This is a genomic window from Mucilaginibacter terrae, from assembly GCF_042679325.1.
Lineage (GTDB): Bacteria > Bacteroidota > Bacteroidia > Sphingobacteriales > Sphingobacteriaceae > Mucilaginibacter > Mucilaginibacter terrae.
In genome coordinates this window covers 34,488-52,879 of sequence record NZ_JBHTMJ010000013.1, presented here as the reverse complement: position 1 = coordinate 52,879, position 18,392 = coordinate 34,488, and the positions used below count along the sequence as shown (strand labels likewise).

The 18,392-nt window shown below is 41.9% G+C and carries 17 protein-coding genes; 7 read left to right on the top strand and 10 right to left on the bottom strand.

Going from position 1 to position 18,392, the window contains the following annotated elements; genetic code table 11:
• Positions 1-106: 106 nt before the first annotated feature.
• Positions 107-1,480, top strand: a complete 1,374-nt coding sequence (locus ACFQ3S_RS13945; RefSeq protein ID WP_377165465.1) for an NHL repeat-containing protein — start codon at positions 107-109, stop codon at positions 1,478-1,480.
• Positions 1,481-1,995: 515 nt separating this feature from the next.
• On the opposite strand, the gene ACFQ3S_RS13940 is transcribed toward ACFQ3S_RS13945, so the two are convergent.
• The 4 genes from ACFQ3S_RS13940 to ACFQ3S_RS13925 form a co-directional block, all read right to left on the bottom strand.
• Positions 1,996-5,661 carry a sensor histidine kinase gene (locus ACFQ3S_RS13940; protein ID WP_377165463.1) on the bottom strand — a complete coding sequence of 1,222 codons (3,666 nt, stop codon included), beginning with the start codon at positions 5,659-5,661 and terminating at the stop codon, positions 1,996-1,998.
• A gap of 152 nt (positions 5,662-5,813) precedes the next feature.
• Positions 5,814-6,701, bottom strand: a complete 888-nt coding sequence (gene fabD, locus ACFQ3S_RS13935; protein ID WP_377165461.1) for an ACP S-malonyltransferase — start codon at positions 6,699-6,701, stop codon at positions 5,814-5,816.
• 160 nt (positions 6,702-6,861) lie between these two features.
• The gene (gene folE, locus ACFQ3S_RS13930) at positions 6,862-7,503 is read right to left on the bottom strand and encodes a GTP cyclohydrolase I FolE (protein WP_377165459.1); all 642 of its coding nucleotides are present in this window, start codon (positions 7,501-7,503) and stop codon (positions 6,862-6,864) included.
• 9 nt (positions 7,504-7,512) lie between these two features.
• On the bottom strand, positions 7,513-7,929 hold the full coding sequence (locus tag ACFQ3S_RS13925; RefSeq protein WP_377165832.1) for a 6-pyruvoyl trahydropterin synthase family protein: 417 nt from the start codon (positions 7,927-7,929) through the stop codon (positions 7,513-7,515).
• A 64-nt stretch (positions 7,930-7,993) separates the two neighbouring features.
• On the opposite strand from ACFQ3S_RS13925, the gene mqnB reads away from it, so the two are divergent.
• From mqnB to ACFQ3S_RS13910, 3 genes are read left to right on the top strand one after another with little or no spacing between them, the layout of a single operon-like run.
• Complete coding sequence (mqnB, locus tag ACFQ3S_RS13920) at positions 7,994-8,674, top strand: futalosine hydrolase (RefSeq protein WP_377165457.1); 681 nt, start codon at positions 7,994-7,996, stop codon at positions 8,672-8,674.
• Complete coding sequence (locus ACFQ3S_RS13915) at positions 8,667-8,876, top strand: hypothetical protein (protein WP_377165455.1); 210 nt, start codon at positions 8,667-8,669, stop codon at positions 8,874-8,876. Before mqnB ends, ACFQ3S_RS13915 begins: the two co-directional genes overlap by 8 nt.
• A 16-nt stretch (positions 8,877-8,892) precedes the next feature.
• A complete protein-coding gene (locus tag ACFQ3S_RS13910; protein WP_377165453.1) occupies positions 8,893-9,750 on the top strand; it encodes a menaquinone biosynthesis family protein in 858 nt (285 codons plus the stop codon).
• Between the two features lie 96 nt (positions 9,751-9,846).
• Here ACFQ3S_RS13910 and kduI read toward each other — a convergent pair whose 3' ends face one another.
• The 3 genes from kduI to ACFQ3S_RS13895 all read right to left on the bottom strand — a co-directional run bounded on the left by kduI (position 9,847) and on the right by ACFQ3S_RS13895 (position 12,049).
• Complete coding sequence (gene kduI, locus ACFQ3S_RS13905; protein ID WP_377165451.1) at positions 9,847-10,677, bottom strand: 5-dehydro-4-deoxy-D-glucuronate isomerase; 831 nt, start codon at positions 10,675-10,677, stop codon at positions 9,847-9,849.
• A 97-nt stretch (positions 10,678-10,774) separates the two neighbouring features.
• Entirely contained in the window at positions 10,775-11,548 is a 774-nt protein-coding gene (locus tag ACFQ3S_RS13900) for an SDR family NAD(P)-dependent oxidoreductase (RefSeq protein WP_377165449.1), read from the bottom strand.
• Positions 11,549-11,581: 33 nt separating this feature from the next.
• On the bottom strand, positions 11,582-12,049 hold the full coding sequence (locus ACFQ3S_RS13895; RefSeq protein ID WP_377165447.1) for a nuclear transport factor 2 family protein: 468 nt from the start codon (positions 12,047-12,049) through the stop codon (positions 11,582-11,584).
• A gap of 252 nt (positions 12,050-12,301) precedes the next feature.
• Here ACFQ3S_RS13895 and ACFQ3S_RS13890 point away from each other — a divergent pair, with 252 nt between their 5' ends.
• Both ACFQ3S_RS13890 and ACFQ3S_RS13885 read left to right on the top strand, forming a co-directional pair.
• The gene (locus ACFQ3S_RS13890; protein WP_377165445.1) at positions 12,302-12,493 is read left to right on the top strand and encodes a hypothetical protein; all 192 of its coding nucleotides are present in this window, start codon (positions 12,302-12,304) and stop codon (positions 12,491-12,493) included.
• Positions 12,494-12,604: 111 nt separating this feature from the next.
• Positions 12,605-14,314: a sodium:solute symporter gene (locus tag ACFQ3S_RS13885; RefSeq protein ID WP_377165443.1), complete on the top strand. Its 1,710-nt coding sequence runs from the start codon at positions 12,605-12,607 to the stop codon at positions 14,312-14,314.
• Positions 14,315-14,581: 267 nt separating this feature from the next.
• Here ACFQ3S_RS13885 and ACFQ3S_RS13880 read toward each other — a convergent pair whose 3' ends face one another.
• The 3 genes from ACFQ3S_RS13880 to ACFQ3S_RS13870 all read right to left on the bottom strand — a co-directional run bounded on the left by ACFQ3S_RS13880 (position 14,582) and on the right by ACFQ3S_RS13870 (position 17,492).
• Positions 14,582-15,298 (bottom strand): pyridoxine 5'-phosphate synthase, encoded by a 717-nt coding sequence (locus ACFQ3S_RS13880; RefSeq protein WP_377165441.1) that lies wholly within the window; start codon positions 15,296-15,298, stop codon positions 14,582-14,584.
• 92 nt (positions 15,299-15,390) lie between these two features.
• A complete protein-coding gene (locus tag ACFQ3S_RS13875) occupies positions 15,391-15,765 on the bottom strand; it encodes a VOC family protein (RefSeq protein WP_377165439.1) in 375 nt (124 codons plus the stop codon).
• Positions 15,762-17,492 carry a glycoside hydrolase family 3 protein gene (locus tag ACFQ3S_RS13870; protein WP_377165437.1) on the bottom strand — a complete coding sequence of 577 codons (1,731 nt, stop codon included), beginning with the start codon at positions 17,490-17,492 and terminating at the stop codon, positions 15,762-15,764. The genes ACFQ3S_RS13875 and ACFQ3S_RS13870 overlap by 4 nt, the downstream gene beginning before the upstream one ends.
• A gap of 225 nt (positions 17,493-17,717) precedes the next feature.
• Here ACFQ3S_RS13870 and ACFQ3S_RS13865 point away from each other — a divergent pair, with 225 nt between their 5' ends.
• Positions 17,718-18,362 (top strand): porin family protein, encoded by a 645-nt coding sequence (locus ACFQ3S_RS13865; RefSeq protein ID WP_377165435.1) that lies wholly within the window; start codon positions 17,718-17,720, stop codon positions 18,360-18,362.
• Positions 18,363-18,392 lie beyond the last annotated feature (30 nt).

Genomic DNA, 18,392 nt, shown 5'->3' with positions numbered 1-18,392 from the left:
CACGCATCTTGTAACAGAGGAGTAGCAATAACGGAATATTGAGCGTATAAGTAATTGAACCCTGTGTTGCGGTTATTAAAAGTGTATTATTGACGAATTAACTGGTATGATATTGAAAAATTTTTCCTTGCTTAAAAATAACCTTTTTATTGGTTTTATAGCTCTGGCTATTTTAGCCGTTGGCTGCAATAAAGATGCAGAAACTGTAACGCCCGTTATACCGGCTATTGAAACTATACCTGTAATTGCTAACTTAACAGCAGTAACAGCTCAAAGCGGCGGCATAATCAGCAACCTGGGCACAGGTTTAACCATTACCGCTACCGGAGTTTGCTGGAGTTCGACCAACCAAACCCCAACCACTGCCGATTCTAAAACCAGCGATGGCACAAACGCTGGTTTCAAAAGCATACTAACAGGATTAACCGCTAATACCAGGTATTATTTAAGGGCATACGTACAAAACGAGGCAGGTACCGGATATGGCAATGTAGTTACTTTTATCACCAGCAGCACCACGGCCGATACTACCGTAACCGTATCTACCTTCGCCGGTAATAACAACGGCGGTTTTGTTAATGGCACGGGTACTTCGGCATCGTTTAACAGCCCGCAGGGGGTAGCAGCAGATGCAGCAGGCAATTTATATGTTTCCGATTCTTTTAATCACGTGATTCGCAAAATTACTGCTGCAGGTGTTGTAAGCACTTATGCCGGCAACGGCGAGTTAGGTTTTTCGGGTGGCAATAATAGTACAGCTAAATTTTACAGTCCGCAAGGTATTGCTGTTGATGCAGCAGGCAACGTGTATGTGGCCGACCAGGGCAATAATGCCATTTACAAGATTACCCCAACTACTACTACAATACTGGCCGGCAGCGGAAGTTCAGGGGCAGTGAACGGGACGGGCACAGCAGCCAGTTTTAGCGCACCACAGGGTATTGCTGTTGACGCGGCAAGTAATGTTTATGTAGCCGACCGCAATAACAACCTGATTCGTAAAATTACAGCCGCAGGCGTGGTAACTACATTTGCCGGTAACGGAGCAGCCAATTATTTGAACGCGGAAGGAACAGCAGCGGCATTCAGGCGCCCGGTAGCGGTTGCAGTTGATGCAACAGGTACGCTTTATGTGGCCGATCAGGGGAATTTTGCCATACGTAAAATAACATCGGCGGGAGTGGTTAGCACTTTATTAGGCAATTCCATTATATCGGCACTTTTAAATACACCTGCGGGCATAGCGGTAGATGCACAAGGAAACCTGTTTATAACCGATCAAAGCGGTCGTATATTAACCATTACCAGTACCAACATACTGTATAGGTTAGCCGGTAAAGCAGATACTTCAGGCTTTTTGGATGGATCAAAATCCACCGCATTATTCTCGGGTCCGGTTGGTATTGCTATTAATGCCGCTAAAAATATTTTTGTTGCCGATTATAATAATAACCGTATCCGTAAATTAATGGTGAACTAATTTACAGATAACAAAATTTGCGATGTACATGTTATCTGTATATAATATTAGCTGATAATTGCTCCGTTTCTTTATTATTAAGCTCTTTTTATAAGATCAAAGCAGGCGTGGACTACCGCAACAGGCGAGTGATTATGGTTATTTGTAAATTCTGTTCATGCCGTTGAGTAATGGCATTACAGGCGTTAATGAGTTTGCGCTGAGTTATTTAATGGTGTATCTTTTTAACAGGTTTCCTAAAGTTCATAAGTAAACATTTGATTATTATATCGCTTACGCGTAGTTTATCTTGAATGATCGTAAAAGTAGCCTTCTAAATTCTTCCATTTACCCGGCGATTTGAAGTTCCCATTCTTTTCAAACAGAATTAAGATTCGCTAATTTGTATCTTGCGCTTTGTAGTATTGCTTATTTATCCGCAGCTATGTAAGCGGCGCATTTAGTAACGGCTTTATTAAAAGTAACAATCCTATGTTTTCTAACAAACTCTCTTAATATTATTGAGCTGTAATATTCTATCCTTTAAATTCAGGAAAGTTCAAATAAAATGTTGTTCCCCCACCTATTACAGTTTCGTACCACACCTTGCCACCTGCATTTTCTATAGAATTTTTTACGAATGCTAATCCTAAGCCTGTACCCGAACTTTTAGTAGTAAAATTTGGCTCGAATATACGCTCACGTACGTTTTCGGGAATTCCGTTGCCATTGTCCTGAACTTTCAGGAGAATGCTATTGCGGTTAATAGTATAGTTAATATCAATTATGCCAATACGTTCGGGTGGCATGGCCTCAATAGCGTTTTTAAGCAGGTTGTTAAAACAACGCAATAATTGGTCGCGGTCGGCATTAATCATAAAAGGCTGTTCGGGCAGTTCAAAACCTATTTGCACATTATCCATGTGCTTAAATATGGTTACTGCTTGGCCCAGTGTTTCAAACAGGCTTAACCTTTCCATTTTGGTATCGGGCATTTTGGCAAAGGCCGAAAATTCCGAAGCGATAGATGACAGGCTTTCTATCTGTTCCACAAACGATTTGCTAAAACGCTCAAATTTCAAATCAAACTTAGGGTCTTTATCCCTCCACGATTTTTCGAGCAGCTGCAAGCCCAACTTTAAAGGCGTAAGCGGGTTCTTAATTTCGTGGGCAACCTGCTTGGCCATTTCGCGCCAGGCACTTTCACGCTCAGATTGAGCCAAACGTTGTGCACTATTTTCCAGCGCGGCAATCATTTTATTATACTCTTTTACTAATGAGCCAATCTCATCATCACGTTCCCATTTTATAGGCTCATTTTTTTTCCCGTAAATGGTTTTACTAAGGTTATGTTGTATAAAGCTTAACGGTGTTGTAATTTGGCGGGCAATAAATACTGCAAAAATACCAATTGCGATAAATATCAGCGCATAAATATTGATCATAGCATTTAAAAACGACCCTATGCGTTCGCGCTTATCGGCCATGTTAGAAAAATAAGGTAATTGCAAGTAAGCGGTAGTTATGTTTTTGGTATTACGGATAGGAACATAAGCTGTTTTATAATCCAATCCGCCTATACGCTCATCATTAATTAATAATGATTTTTGAAACTTACTAAGTAATATATATGCCTTGGCATGCATACGCTTACCTAATATACCATAAGCATAAATTTTGGGTTGGGTTGACAATATGGGTACTCCCTCCCGGTTAAAAAGAATGAGATCGGTTGAAAAATTATCGGCGAAAACATTGAATTTTACTTGGGTGGCTTCATCAAAACGTAGATCTTCGGGAAAGGAATTCTCAAACTTGGCGCTTATGGTAGTTACTTTGGCACTTATCATCTCATCCTGCTGCTCCTGGTATTGTGCGGTAATTGATATATAGGTAATTATACCAACTAAAACCAAAGTTGCCACCACCGCAAATATCATAGAAAATTGGATACGGGTTTTATAAAGCAGGTGCTCGAAATTAGCTCTGAAATTCCACCTGATACTATTTGTGGTAATTTTAATAATAGTGATACGGTTCCACAACCAGCTAACTAAAATAACAACAGCACTAAAGGTAAGCAGCATTACAAAAAAGAATGTTAACGAGGCCAAATAAGCAAATAGATCATTTTCGGGCTGCGATACTACAATAACCTTACGTACGCTGGGCTGGTAAACTAAATGGCTCCAGCGAGTTAAACGCTGGTACCAGGGCTTTGTACCATCGTTGTCATACGTTGTTTTAAACCTATACTGTTTAGGCTTACCCTTAAACTCATTATTAAATATATTGTAATCGTACTTGCCATTTTGGCTAAGCAATCGCCCGTCACTATAAAATGCATAAGAGTATTCTTTAAACTTAGAATCGAGCTTAAGCTGGTTATCGATCAGCAACTCGGGGAAACTACCATTAGCATGAACCGGTTTTGATTTAAGCTCAATAATAATTGTTCCAAGGTTAGTTTCTTTTTCATAAACAGGCAGTATGGCAAAGTAGCTTTGAAAGCCGAAGTTTTCGTTTTCGCGATAGAAATAATCTGATACTTTAAAGGAACTAAAGATCACCATATCCTTAAAATCACTTAATACATATTCGTTATCAGCCAGTATAGGTTGTCCGTTACCGTTAAACTCATGTATCTTACAATCATAATCTGATAGGTAACCATCGAAGTATAGCTTTTGAAAACGATTTTTCAGGTAGCCGTTACTATGATTGCCTTTTTTAAAATACTGCTTTAATATGGGGTCGTGTACTATCTGCTTTTCAACAGTTTTAAATACCCTATTAATTTTAAGGTTATTACCATTATTTAATTGTTCAACCAGTTGCTTCCGGGTTACTTTCTCTTTTACCGATTCGAAATAATTAAGCTTAACAGAAGCTATGAGCGCACATATTAAAATGATTACTACGTATGATACCGCATTAAGCGCCCCGGCATTATACCGGATAGCGTAAACCCTAACCAATACCATTACGGCCCATAAAACATAAAACCACGTAAAGCCATAATAGGCAGATAAACCAGTTGCAAATAATATTATACCAACAAAAACACCCAGCTTAGTACGGTAGTTAATTGCAATAAAAAAATTTACTGCCAGTACAATTTCTATAAGCAGGTAAAATATCAAGAATCCAAAGCAAGCCATTAGCACACCTAACATACTATAACCTGTTAGGTTAAGTACATTATTTACATCAAAATTAATTTGCGAACCTATTACCAGTTCTTTAAACAAATTAATTAAACCGGTAGATGCAGCCACAAGGAGCAATACTCCACCAATAAAAATGGTATAGCCGGTAAGTTGATTGGGCGAGCGGCTAATTATTTTGTGCCTGTTATGGTAGATGTAAGCTACTAACCAAAACAACAATAATACATTGAGGCAAAAATCGCCAAAGGTTGGAAAAAGCTTATTAAGCGAGTAAAATTCAGGGTCGAACAGGTTTAAGCTGGCACTAAAATCGGGAATGTGGAAATACAGGCTAATACCCCTGATCAACATTATACTTGCGGCAATCAGCATAAATGCTATCCATATCTTTTTAATATGAATAAAATAATTACAAACACTGGTAACAAGTAAACATAGCGTAACTAAACCGGATACCCATAAAGCCAGTTCCCAGCCTAAGTAGCTATAATTTACCGCCTTATTATTGAGTTTAACCGAAAAAAGATATGCTTTGTGTATGTTGTGAATGTGGTAAACATCCTTATCGGCAAGGTCTGCAATTTCCAGGTTATTACTTTTAAGCAGCTTAGGCTCAAATGTGTTAGTTAAATACTGGTTTTGAAAACGGAATTTACTTTTTACAAAAATGAATGCAACCGCCGTAAAATTACCCTCTGTTTTCCGAATAGCCTCGTAATAACCATTGGGCTCTTTTATAAAAGAACTACCTTCTTTAAACTTTTTATAACTCTCGGGTATAACCTTAACACCCGACCAGTAAGTTAGCTTATCATTTTTATAGGTAACCAGCCATATACGGTTTACAATGGTAATGTCATCTATTTGCGCCAATGCTTCGCTGCTGCTATCGGGCAAAGTTTTCAATTGCTGAAACTGCTTGCCCTTAAACATTTTTTCCACCAGCTTTTCCTGTTGCTGCAGGTTGTTTTCTAAAGTATGCGCACTTTTTATAAAACCATTATACGGAGTATAACTATTGCGTAAAACCATTGCGGTAAACAATAAACTGGTACATAACAAAGCCAGTAATACACGTATTTTAGCAAAGGTGGTCAACTTTAACTTGGTAGCAAGATGTTTGTAGATATCAAATATATTATAATAAATAAAAGCCACTTTAGTTTGTGGCTTTTATTTATTATTTACGCGTTAACGGTTAAACTGGCTGTTGCAGCGTTGCGGTCAACTTTTTTAACCAAGCCCTGTAAAACATTACCCGGGCCAACCTCTGTAAACGAGGTAGCACCGTCTTTTAACATAAGTGTTATGGTTTGCGTCCAGCGTACCGGTCCGGTTAGTTGGGCTATTAAATTTTGTTTAATGAGTGTAGCATCGGTGTAAGGCCTGGCATCTATGTTTTGATAGATAGGACAAACAGGCTCCTGAATGTCGGTATTTACAATAGCAAGTTCCAGTTCAACACGTGCACTCTCCATTAAAGGCGAGTGAAAGGCTCCACCTACATTTAAAACCAGCGCACGTTTGGCACCGGCTTCTTTTAACAATTCACACGCTTTTTCAATACCGGCAATAGTACCCGATATAACCAGCTGACCGGGGCAGTTATAATTGGCCGGAACCACCACATCGCTCACACGCTGGCAAATATCTTCAACAGTAAAATCATCCAAACCTAATACGGCTGCCATAGTAGAGGGCTGAAGTTCACAAGCTTTTTGCATAGCATTGGCACGTGCGGCTACCAGTTTTAAACCATCCTCAAATGATAAGGCACCGGCCGATACCAGGGCAGAAAACTCACCCAGGGAGTGGCCGGCCACCATTTCGGGTTTAAAATTCTCACCCGCAACTTTAGCCAATATTACCGAATGTAAAAAAATAGCTGGTTGAGTTACATTGGTTTGTTTCAGGTCTTCATCGGTGCCGTTAAACATAAGGTCGGTTATGCGGAAACCCAATAGGTTGTTAGCCTGCTCAAATAGCTGCCGGGCCACGTCATTAGTATCGTACAGGGTTTTACCCATGCCTACAAACTGGGCACCTTGCCCCGGGAAAATATATGCTTTCATTCTTATTTAGAATTTCGAAAGTTCAGTTTCGAATTTGATTTATTGATAATTGGTTGTTTGCTGTCTGAACCGAAATTTAAGAATTTGTGGAATGAACAGAACTCCTAAAATGATATTAATTCTGTCCTCTCTTTAAATCTTATAATTCCGGTTCAGACAATTAACTTAGTTTAGAGCTTATCAGTTGTAAAAACTCTGTTCTGGTTTTTTCTTTAAAAAACTCACCACTAAATGCCGATGTGGTAGTTACCGAATTTTGCTTTTGCACTCCGCGCATGCTCATACAAAGGTGACGGCACTCCATAACTATACCTACGCCTAAAGGTTGTAATGTGTTCTGTATGCAATCGCGGATCTCGTTGGTTAAACGTTCCTGTACCTGTAAACGACGCGAAAACACATCCACAATACGCGGTATTTTACTCAAACCTACCACGTGCCCGTTAGGAATATAGGCCACATGTGCCTTGCCAAAAAAGGGCAGCATGTGATGCTCACACATAGAATACACTTCAATATCTTTTACTACCACCATTTGGCTGTATTCTTCCTTAAACATGGCAGAAGTCAGGATTTCTTTAGCATCCAGATTATAGCCTTGGGTTAAGAATAGCATGGCTTTTGCCATACGCTCGGGGGTTTTTAACAACCCTTCGCGCTCAGGATCTTCGCCAATATGCGTTAATACCTGTAGGTAATTGGCCGATAGGTTTTCAATAAGTTCAGGATTATAACGGTCTATTTTTTTATACCCGTCAATTCCCGCATCGCGGCTCTCCAGGTTGTCGTCTTCGTCAATCATCAAATTGTGTTATTCGCCAAAGTACTCGGCACTATTATTTTCGGTTTCAAATAGCCTTACAGCGTGTAAAAAAACACCCTCGTGCGCTTCAATAGGTGCTTTTAACTGGTTAAATATCTCTATACAAAGTATTTCTGTAGAGGCCATTTTACCCTGCATAAAATCTACGTCCATGTTGAGGTTTTTATGGTCTAATTTTTCAATCACATAATCGTTTATAATAACTTTCAGGTCTTTTAAATCAATTAAATAACCGGTTGCATGGGTAATTTGCCCTTTTACGGTTACATGTAAATAATAATTATGGCCATGCCAGTTGGGGTTGGCACATTTACCAAAAACTTCTTTATTTTTCTCTGCGCTCCATTCCTCACGGTACATGCGGTGTGCGGCATTAAAATGCTCTTTACGCGTAATATAAATCATCATAACATTTATTGGGTGCAAATATACAAAACAAAAACAGGCAAGTTGTTTTATCTTAGCCTTCATGAATATATTAGTAGTAGCTGCTACGAGGGAAGAAGTAGGAATATTAGTTGATGGTTATCAGTTGACAGTTATCAGTAATAAGACGCTCGGACAGTCAACAGAAAACAGACAACAGACAACAGAAGTCCTCATCACCGGCGTAGGCATGACCGCTACGGCTTATGCCCTGGGCAGGCACCTTGCAAACAACCATTACGACCTTGCTATTAATTTAGGCATAGCCGGAAGTTTCGACCGCAACATCCCGTTAGGCGAAGTGGTTGAAATTGTGCAGGATACTTTTACTGAATTAGGTGCCGAAGATGATACCCGCTTTATTACTTTAGATGCTTTGGGCTTTGGGCAAACCGTTTTTAAAACAGATGCCCACCTATCTAATTACTACCCGGAGCATGGTGTTTGGCAGGTTACCGCCGCAACCGTAAATACCGTACACGGCGAAGAATCGTCTATTGCTAAGTTGCATCAGCGCAGTAGACCGCAGTTAGAAAGCATGGAAGGAGCCGCCTTCTTTTATGCATGTGAACAGGCCGGCGTACCGGCGCTACAGATCAGGGCGGTGTCAAATTATGTAGAAAAGCGTAACCGCGATGCCTGGAAGATAGGGTTGGCCATTGAAAATCTGAATACATTTGCGGTGGAACTGTTGAACACATTAAAAGCTGATAAAGATGTTTAAAGATTTCTTCGACCGTTTTAAGAGAAAAGATAAAACGTTAAGTGACGTTTCTTCTGATGGTGGTTCCGATAACAATGCCGACTCCGGATTTTTTGACTTGTTTAACTTCCATCACAATTCTGACTCCGACGACAATGGCTCTTGCGATGATGGCGGTGACAGTGATTGTGGAGACGGTGGAGGAGAAGGCGGCGGTGATTAACTATAAAAACTGAACTATGAAACTAACCCTCGGCTTTTCGCCTTGCCCAAACGATACGTTTATTTTTGATGCCCTTATTCACTATAAAATTGACACTGAAGGATTAGAGTTTGAGGTGTTTTACGATGATGTGGAGACCCTAAACCAAAAGGCTATGCGCGGGCAATTGGATGTTACCAAATTAAGCTATCATGCTTTTGCCTATGTAGCCAACCAATATGTTTTACTGGATGCCGGTAGCGCCTTAGGTTTTGGCGTGGGACCGATATTGATTTGTAAAGGGGATCCAGAGGCTCTTCGCTCGCAACTCACCACTCACCACTCACCGCTCACCATTGGTATTCCTGGTAAATACACTACTGCCAACTTTTTACTGAGCCTGGCTTTTCCGCAAGCTACCAATAAACAGGAACTTGTGTTTTCGGACATTGAAAATGCCTTGCTTGAGGAACGTATTGATGTAGGCCTCATCATCCACGAAAACCGTTTTACTTACCAGGATAAAGGGCTGAAAAAAATTATGGACCTGGGCGATTACTGGGAAAAGCAAACCGGTATAGCTATCCCCTTAGGTGGTATAGTGGCTAACCGCAACCTGCCACCTGATGTGCAGCACAAAGTTAACCGGGTGCTGCGCCGTTCGGTAGAGTTTGCCTTTGCTAACCCAAAATCGGGCCTGGAATTTATTCGCAGTCATGCGCAGGAAATGAGCGAAGAGGTGATGTATAAGCACATCCACCTGTATGTTAATCAATATTCGCTCGATTTAGGCATTGAAGGAAAAAAGGCTATTCAATTACTTTTTGATACCGCTAAGGAAAAGGGTGTAATACCGGAGATCAAAGAAGGATTATTTTTGAGTGCTAATGCGTAATAAAAAAAATCGAACGTTATATAACCCGAAACCCCGTTAAATGAGGTATCATAATCTTACTAACGTTCGATGATCAACTTTATAAAGTAGTGTTGGCTACTTAATGTCTACCACTGCCAGCGGATCCATGTCGCTGTAAACCTGGTTTTCGCCGGCCATGCCCCAAATAAAGGCATAGTTGCTGGTACCACAACCAAAGTGTACCGACCATGGTGGAGAAATTACGGCGTTGTGGTTTTGCAGTACTAAACTTTTAGTGGCTTGCGGCTCACCCATAAAATGGAATAAACGCTGGTTTTCGGGCAGGTCGAAGTAAAAATAAATTTCGGTACGGCGGGTGTGCGTATGCGGTGGAACCGAGTTCCATACGCTACCGGTTTCTAACACGGTTAAACCCATTACCAACTGGCAGCTGCGAATGCCATCCAGGTGAATATATTTGTAAATGGTGCGTTTGTTAGAAGTGGTGATATCGCCCAGTTGTACCGGGGCGGCTTCTTCCTTGGTCATTAAACGGTTGGGGTAATTGGCATGCGCCGGGCTGCTCAACAGGTAATACACAGCCGGGTTAGCGGCATCGGTACTTTTAAAGCTTACATCTTTAGTGCCTTTACCTAAGTACAGGCAGCTCATTTTGTCTACATCATAGGTTACGCCGTCGGCTACTACTACACCGCTGCCACCTACGTTAATAATGCCTAATTCGCGGCGCTCTAAAAAGTACTCGGCTTTCAGTTCTTCGTTGGTTTCTAAAGTAACTGAGCTGTTAACCGGTTTTACACCACCCACAATTACGCGATCGTAGTGTGAATACACAGTGGTTATTTTATCGGCCTGCATTAACTCTTCCACCAAAAACGACTCGCGTAGTTCCTGGGTGGTCATGCGGCTTACTTCTTTCTTGCTATTTTCAAATCTTACTTCCATTGGGTAAAGTTATCAGTTGGCTGTTGCCAGTTTTCAGTTTTTATTTCTTGTGTCAAAGAAAGTCTTGGCTCTTGTTTCTTATCTCTTGATTCTATCCTTATCTTCCCATCCAGCCGCCATCCACGGTAAGGATGTGCCCGCTTACGTAAGCGCCTGCCTCGGATGCTAAAAATACGGCAGGGCCTTTAAAGTCTTCCGCTTCGCCCCAGCGGCCTGCCGGTATCCGGTCCAAAATACTTTTGCTGCGGTCGGGATCATTACGCAGGGCTTCAGTATTATCGGTAGCAATGTAACCCGGTGCAATACCGTTTACGGTTACCCCTTTAGAGGTCCATTCGTTGGCTAAAGCCTTAACCAAGCTACCCAAAGCGCCTTTACTTGCGGCATAACCCGGTACATTAATACCACCCTGAAAAGTTAACAGCGAGCAAGTAAAAATAATTTTACCACTACCCGCCTCTATCATTTTTTTACCCAGTTCGCGGGCTAAAATAAACGGGGCATCCAGGTTAAGCGAGAGTACATTGTCCCAGTATTCGTCAGGGTGTTCGGCAGCAGGTTTACGCATAATGGTACCGGCGTTGTTCACTAAAATATCTATACGCGGGTTTTCGGACTGTAGTTGGTTAATAAACGTATATACTCCATCGCGGCTGCTTAGATTAGCCTGGTAGGCTTTAAACTTACGGCCCAAGGCGGTAACCTGTTTTTCAATATCGCTGCCCTGCAGTTCAACCGAACCCGATACCACAATAATATCGGCACCGGCTTCGGCCAAGCCAATGGCCATACCTTTACCAATACCTTTATTGCCGCCGGTTACCAGCGCAGTTTTACCCGTTAAATCAAATAGCTTAGATAGATCACTCATTTTGTATGATAATAAATTTAGATGTTTGTTTAATTAGGCTGCTACGGGATATTTAATAGCCTGCCGTGCCAGCAATACCCATTGGCCTTTTACTTTTTGCCATACCAGCAAAATCAAAAGCTTTACCGTACCGGGATCTTTACCTTTATCATGCGTATTGCCCGATAGCGTATGACGCACAATGGCCGTACTACCCGACACCTGTATGGTTTGATCGGTAAACTCCAGGCTGGTAAAATCGGTATCGCCGCTGATGAACGAATGCAAAAATTCTTGTTTGTTCTGTATTTTACCGCCAGAGTGTCCAAAGGTCAATTTATCAGATGCCATGGCCGAAAGTTCGGCACTATCGGGTTCTACCATTAACTTGCGGATTTTTTCAACAGCTTGCTCTACATCCATCTTAGCGTTAGCTTTTGGTTTTTTTTGCGCTTTAAGCGATAACGTGGTAGTGGTCATGAGTAAAATAACAGCAAGTTTGAGCAGTGTGGTGTTCTTCATGGATTATAATCTCTTTATAATTATATTCGCTACCAGCTAAATTGGTTTTACTTGCCGGTAGCATTACAAATGTAAGGGGTTCTTTTATAGTTAAAACCCCCTAACACATATTTATTTATCATAATACAGATACGTCCGGGTGCAATCGTTTGCATAAAAGCAGCATCTTCATTTATTTTAAACTTCTGCACAACAAAGTTTTGTATCCATGGGTTAATCAGCTACTTTTGTACATTAAGATAAATATACGACATGTCACACCATCACCATACCGAAGAAAAAAATTACGATTCATACTTTTACATAATTGCCTTGTTAACCGGCATGTTTGTAGGTTTTGTTATTGACAGGGGCTTAATTTACATCCCAATTGGTGGTGTGTTAGGTTTGTTAACCGCAGCATTATTTATCAAGTTTTTGGTAAGAGGCCGTCATGATGCCTGATAGGCAGGAACTTCCCTCTTTTATACGCACATGGAACCAGCTTTACGGTATAATTATCGTGTGGCTGGTTTTTTTAATTTTCGTATTTTGGCTCATTACCATCTCCTTTAAATGAGCCTGCCCGATTGGATTGTTTTAGCCGTTACGCTGTTTGCCATAATTGCTTATGGTATTTATAAAAGCAGCGGCAGTAAAAATCTGGATCAGTACCTGGTTGGCGGTCGCTCGTTGCCCTGGTACCACATCGGCCTTTCGGTAATGGCCACACAGGCCAGTGCTATCACTTTTCTTTCGGCACCCGGCCTGGCTTACGCCGATGGGATGCGCTTTGTACAGTTCTACTTCGGTTTGCCACTGGCCATGATCGTGCTGTGCATCACCTTCGTGCCCATCTTTCATCAATTAAAAGTATATACCGCCTACGAATATTTGGAGCAGCGCTTCGATCTGAAAACACGGGCATTAACCGCCTTTTTGTTTTTGCTACAACGTGGCTTATCTACCGGCATTACTATTTATGCACCATCTATAATTCTGTCTACCATATTACAAATCAACGTGGTTTACACCACCCTGTTTATAGGCACGCTGGTCATATTTTATACAGTTTACGGAGGAACCAAGGCGGTATCATACACGCAGGTGCTGCAAATGAGTATTATTTTTGCGGGAATGTTTTTGGCCGGGGTGGTGGTAGTAAAGCTACTGCCAGATGGTGTTGGATTTAAAAATTCGTTGCAATTAGCGGGCAAGCTTAACCGCATGAATGTAATTGACTGGAAGTTTGACCCCAAAAACCAATATAATGTTTGGAGTGGATTAATAGGCGGTTTCTTTTTGCAGCTCGCCTATTTCGGTACAGACCAAAGCCAGGTGGGCCGCTATTTAACCGGCAGTTCGGTTGGGCAAAGCCGTATAGGTTTGCTCATGAACGGGTTGATTAAGATCCCGATGCAATTTTTGATATTGTTGATAGGTGTATTGGTGTTCACCTTTTACCAGTTTAAACAACCGCCGCTGTTTTTTAACCGCAACGAAGTTAAGCTGATCAAAGAAAGTAAGTATGCGAGCCAATACCAAAAACTGGAACAGCAATACAACTCGGCATCTCTGCAAAAAAAGCTCAAGGCTGATGATTTGGTTAAGGCGCTCAATAGGGATGATAAACAAGCCGTAATTACTGCACAGGCTGGCTTGCAACAATACCAAACTCAAACCGATACTCTGCGTAAACAAGGCATAGCCCTAATAAAACAGAACAACGCGCTGGCAGAAGTAAATGACACCAACTACATTTTCCTGAGCTTTGTAACCGGTTACCTGCCTAAAGGATTGGTAGGCTTGCTAATAGCTATTGTGTTTTTAGCTTCGATGGGGTCAACGGCCAGTGCGCTAAATTCGCTGGCCTCCACTACAGTGGTAGATATTTATAAACGTGTGATTAACAAAAATGCTACCGACCAAAACTATGTAAACGCATCGCGCCTGGCTACTATATTTTGGGGAATCGTTTGTTTGATAATGGCTCTTTATGCCGGGCAGTTAGGTAATTTACTGGAAGCCGTTAACAAGTTAGGTTCTTACATGTACGGCACCATGCTGGGCATATTTGTGGTAGCCTTTTACCTTAAACACATAACAGGTAATGCCGTTTTTATTGCCGCTTTATTTACCGAAGCCATAGTGGTTTACTGCGGATGGAAAGAGGTGATGGCTTATTTATGGCTGAATGCTTTGGGTTGCATCTTATTGGTATTGATAGCCTTGCTTATTACTCCTTTCGTAAAACAAAAAAATCAGGCTTATGGGCCGGATTTGTAATGTTAATATATGAACATAAGCCTTTGCTAATAATGCTTATCAAATTAATTGTTCATGCCTCTACAAGCTGAGCATCACGGTTCAAGCAATTTATTATTTCTCCTACAGATGCCACCTGAATTTAAAGCTCAAACTGGCAGTTGAATGATAGATATATAGCGGGTAATGTTAACAAGAAAAATCTATTCTAAATGATTAGTGTTCATCTACCCGTCAGAAAACATCTCTCATTCGTTTGAGACGACCAACAACGTTTTTTTAAACTTACTACGTTAAGCGTTGCAAATACATTTGAATCGTATTCTCCAAACCGTAGTATAGAGCATCGCAAATGAGGGCATGGCCTATGCTTACTTCCTGTAAGCTGGGTACGTGTTGGGCGAAGTATTTCAGGTTTTTTAAATCCAAGTCGTGACCCGCATTTAAACCTAAACCCACTTTTTGAGCTATTTCGGCAGCCTGAATATAAGGAGCGGCAGCCAGTTCAATGCCCTGATGATAATGGCTGGCGTAGGCTTCAGTATAAAGTTCCACGCGGTCGGTACCGGTTTCGGCGGCGGCTTCTACCATATCTTTCAGCGGGTCTACAAATAACGATACGCGGATGCCTTCATCATGAAAGCACTTGACCATATCCTGTAAATAGCGTTTGTGCGTAATGGTATCCCAGCCATGGTTGGAGGTTAACTGGTTAAGGACATCGGGCACTAAGGTCACCTGGTGAGGCTTAACCGCCAGTACCAAATCAACAAACTTCTTTTCCTCGCAATTACCTTCAATATTAAACTCGGTGGTAACGGTTTCCTTTAAAGCGTACACATCATCGTAACGTATATGGCGCTCATCGGGCCGTGGATGTACAGTGATGCCTTGCGCCCCAAAGCGTTCACAATCTTTAGCAACTTGTATTAGATCGGGGTTGTTACCTCCGCGCGAGTTACGCAGGGTGGCTATTTTGTTAATATTTACAGAAAGGCGGATCATCGGCAAAAATGTTTAGTGCAAAGTAAATCTTTATCTATAACACTTCAATACCCTTTGAGATTGTTTTATGTGTAAATTATCTGTTCAAAAAATTAGCTTTGAGTAAGGGTGATCATTACTCCAAAGCCATCAGGGTCGGGGTAAAGTGTGCCGTTAGCATTCCAGTATGGGTTTTTTGCAGGGATTGGGGTGATGCCACTTGCTGCAAATTTCTGCTTTAAATGTTCAACTTCTTCCATGCTGTTTAAGTAGAACACCAGCAGATCGTCTTCATCGGGATGGTGCTCCGGGACTTCTGCAGAGGTGGTAAATTCCAGGTGCCAGCCGGTGTTTTTCAACCCGAGGAAAATACCATCGTAACCATTATGGTCTTCAAAGTGGCCTAAAATTTTTAGGCCTAATATATCGCAGTAAAAACGGACGATAGGTTTAAGATTAGCAGTGTGCCGTGCAACCCTTAATTTCACAACGCAGGGTTGATGTTTACAATGCCCGAACCGTTCACAAAAAAGGTATTCACCGTTACCGGCAGCTTACCCATAGGCGTAAGCTGCCTGCTGATTACTTTAGCCGCCGATATTTGCATGCCTTCATCTTTTTGATAGCAAGCCAGCAAAATACCGCTTTTTTCGATGCCCGGTATAGCGGCCAGCGTGTAAGGGTTGGCGAATACACTGATAGCCGTGTTAGGTAAAGCGGCTAATTGTACAATACAGTTTTTAACGTCGTTGTTAAAATCGAGCTTGCTGCCCGGGCGCAAACGGGTATCATGAACACCCACAATTACCTGGCTGTAACCTTTTAAATCGAAAAGCAACTTGTTTACCTCTGTAGAAGACGCGCTTTTTTCGAGGTTAAATAAGGTGCTGTTGGCATACGTTTTAGCTAACTCCTGCTGATACGGGGTAGCCGCTCCGGGACCAATACTTACCAGCGCCGTACGCTGGGCAAAATTAATACGTTGCAGCAGGCCGTTATCTTGTAACAGGGTTACGGCAGCATCGCTCAGTTGTTGTACCAGGTTTTTAGCTGCCGGGCGGTTAAGGTCTTCTGTAATACTTCGCTCATCAGCAGGCTGGTATTGCTGTAAACCGGCAAAATATTTAGCGGCTAAAACCTTGCGTACCTTGGCATCCAGTTCGGCCTCAGCTATCAGGCCTTTGCGTATGGCTACCTTAATTTTTTTAATAGCCCTACAAGAGTTTTCAGACAGTTCGATGATGTCGGTACCGGCCATAAATGCACGCAGATCGGCCTCGCCTTCCGGGAAGTATTTAACTACGGCTTTCATCTCCATGGCATCAGATACAACAAGACCTTTAAAGCCCAATGAATCTTTTAATAACCCGGTTATAATAGGTTGTGATATGGAAGATGGTAAATTTTTGGTAGCATCAAGCGCGGGTATGTTCATGTGCGCAACCATTACGCCGCTGATGCCGGCCTCTATGGCTTGCTTAAAAGGGTATTCCTCTAAAGTATCTAAACGCGTACGCGAAAAATTGAGGAGCGGCAAATCAAAGTGCGAGTCTACATTGGTATCGCCATGGCCCGGAAAATGTTTGGCCGTAGTGAGCAAGCCACACTGCTGCATCCCCTGCATATAAGCAATGGCACGAAGTGAAACTTTATACTTATCATCGCCAAAAGAGCGATAATTAATTACCGGGTTGTTGGGGTTATTGTTCACATCAACCACGGGGGCAAAGTTCATGTGGGCACCAATGCGCTTAAAATCGTATGCTATTTGTCGGCCCATCTGGTTAAGCAGTCTTTCATCCTGTATGGCACCCAGCGTCATCTGATAAGGGTACGATATGGTAGAATCCAGTCGCATACCCAAGCCCCATTCGCCGTCCATGGCTACAAGTAACGGTACGTGAGCAAGTTTTTGGTATTGGTTAGTTAATGCTGCCTGCCTAACCGGCCCGCCCTGAAAGAATACCAGTCCGCCGATTTGCTCCTTTTTAATGACTTTGGCCACCGAATCGGAATAGGCTTTACCCCGGTTGGTATGCGCCCTGATAAAGAACAATTGGGCAACTTTATGCCTACGGTTCAGTTTTTTAAAAACCGAATCTACCCATTCGTTCTGGGTGTTGAGCGAAGAAATATAATCGGCCTGTTGTGCAAAGCTGCCTGCTGCAACCCCGGTTAACAGCGCGGTAAGTGCAAAACGTAATTTTAAATACATGGTCATAACTTACATCAAAAGTAAGGAATTAATTAGCCCCTCCCAAACCCTCCCCGGGAGGGAGGGCTTTAAATAAGCTTTATTGAAGTCTTCCCTCCCGGAGGGAGATTTAGAGGGGGCTATTCCCGGGAAGGGTTAGGGGGGCTTCTTTTATTTTTTTGCTAAATAAACCTCAGCCATTTAATCGCATCTATAAATCATTCAGTTTTTAATTAAAACTTATACATGATGAAAAAAATATTTTTTATAGCAGCCATGGTGCTGCTCATAGCCGGTACCGCCGATGCACAACGCCGGGGTTACCGCAAACAACGCGCATCTGACGATTATTACCAGCCGCGTATCGGTTTAACGGGAGGGCTGAACATTGCCAATACGGTAAGTTCGCGCAATTCCGATTTTAGTACCGATACTAAATTGGGCGCTAATGTGGGCTTATTTGTAGAAATCCCTATTGTGTACCCGCTATCTTTTCAGCCCGAAATACTGTATTCGCAAAAGGGGTACCGCGCCAATACCGTTTATGGCGAATTTGCCCAGCGTGCCAACTTTATCGACGTACCTATTTTGGCTAAAATTAAATTGGCACCTGCGTTCAATGTACTGGTTGGTCCGCAGGTATCGTTTTTAATGAATACCCGTAACACATATTATAATGGCTTCAACGTAGTTTACCAAGACCAGTACAATTACAATGGCGATAAAACCTTTGTTGGCGGTGTATTAGGCATAGCGCTCGACTTAAACAAAAACGTTGACCTTCGCGGCCGCTACACTATAGATTTCCAAGAAAATAATCCTAACGGCAGCTCTGGTGTACCCGATTACCGTAACCAGGTTTGGCAAATTGGCTTAGGCTTTAAATTTTAATACAATCAATAACTAATAAGGCTCTTAAAA

Coding starts and splice junctions, on each gene's coding strand:
- ACFQ3S_RS13945 (WP_377165465.1), top strand. CDS start 107: ATGATATTGAAAAATTTTTCCTTGCTTAAAAATAACCTTTTTATTGGT.
- ACFQ3S_RS13940 (WP_377165463.1), bottom strand. CDS start 5,661: ATGGTTTTACGCAATAGTTATACTCCGTATAATGGTTTTATAAAAAGT.
- fabD (WP_377165461.1), bottom strand. CDS start 6,701: ATGAAAGCATATATTTTCCCGGGGCAAGGTGCCCAGTTTGTAGGCATG.
- folE (WP_377165459.1), bottom strand. CDS start 7,503: ATGATTGACGAAGACGACAACCTGGAGAGCCGCGATGCGGGAATTGAC.
- ACFQ3S_RS13925 (WP_377165832.1), bottom strand. CDS start 7,929: ATGATTTATATTACGCGTAAAGAGCATTTTAATGCCGCACACCGCATG.
- mqnB (WP_377165457.1), top strand. CDS start 7,994: ATGAATATATTAGTAGTAGCTGCTACGAGGGAAGAAGTAGGAATATTA.
- ACFQ3S_RS13915 (WP_377165455.1), top strand. CDS start 8,667: ATGTTTAAAGATTTCTTCGACCGTTTTAAGAGAAAAGATAAAACGTTA.
- ACFQ3S_RS13910 (WP_377165453.1), top strand. CDS start 8,893: ATGAAACTAACCCTCGGCTTTTCGCCTTGCCCAAACGATACGTTTATT.
- kduI (WP_377165451.1), bottom strand. CDS start 10,677: ATGGAAGTAAGATTTGAAAATAGCAAGAAAGAAGTAAGCCGCATGACC.
- ACFQ3S_RS13900 (WP_377165449.1), bottom strand. CDS start 11,548: ATGAGTGATCTATCTAAGCTATTTGATTTAACGGGTAAAACTGCGCTG.
- ACFQ3S_RS13895 (WP_377165447.1), bottom strand. CDS start 12,049: ATGAAGAACACCACACTGCTCAAACTTGCTGTTATTTTACTCATGACC.
- ACFQ3S_RS13890 (WP_377165445.1), top strand. CDS start 12,302: ATGTCACACCATCACCATACCGAAGAAAAAAATTACGATTCATACTTT.
- ACFQ3S_RS13885 (WP_377165443.1), top strand. CDS start 12,605: ATGAGCCTGCCCGATTGGATTGTTTTAGCCGTTACGCTGTTTGCCATA.
- ACFQ3S_RS13880 (WP_377165441.1), bottom strand. CDS start 15,298: ATGATCCGCCTTTCTGTAAATATTAACAAAATAGCCACCCTGCGTAAC.
- ACFQ3S_RS13870 (WP_377165437.1), bottom strand. CDS start 17,492: ATGTATTTAAAATTACGTTTTGCACTTACCGCGCTGTTAACCGGGGTT.
- ACFQ3S_RS13865 (WP_377165435.1), top strand. CDS start 17,718: ATGATGAAAAAAATATTTTTTATAGCAGCCATGGTGCTGCTCATAGCC.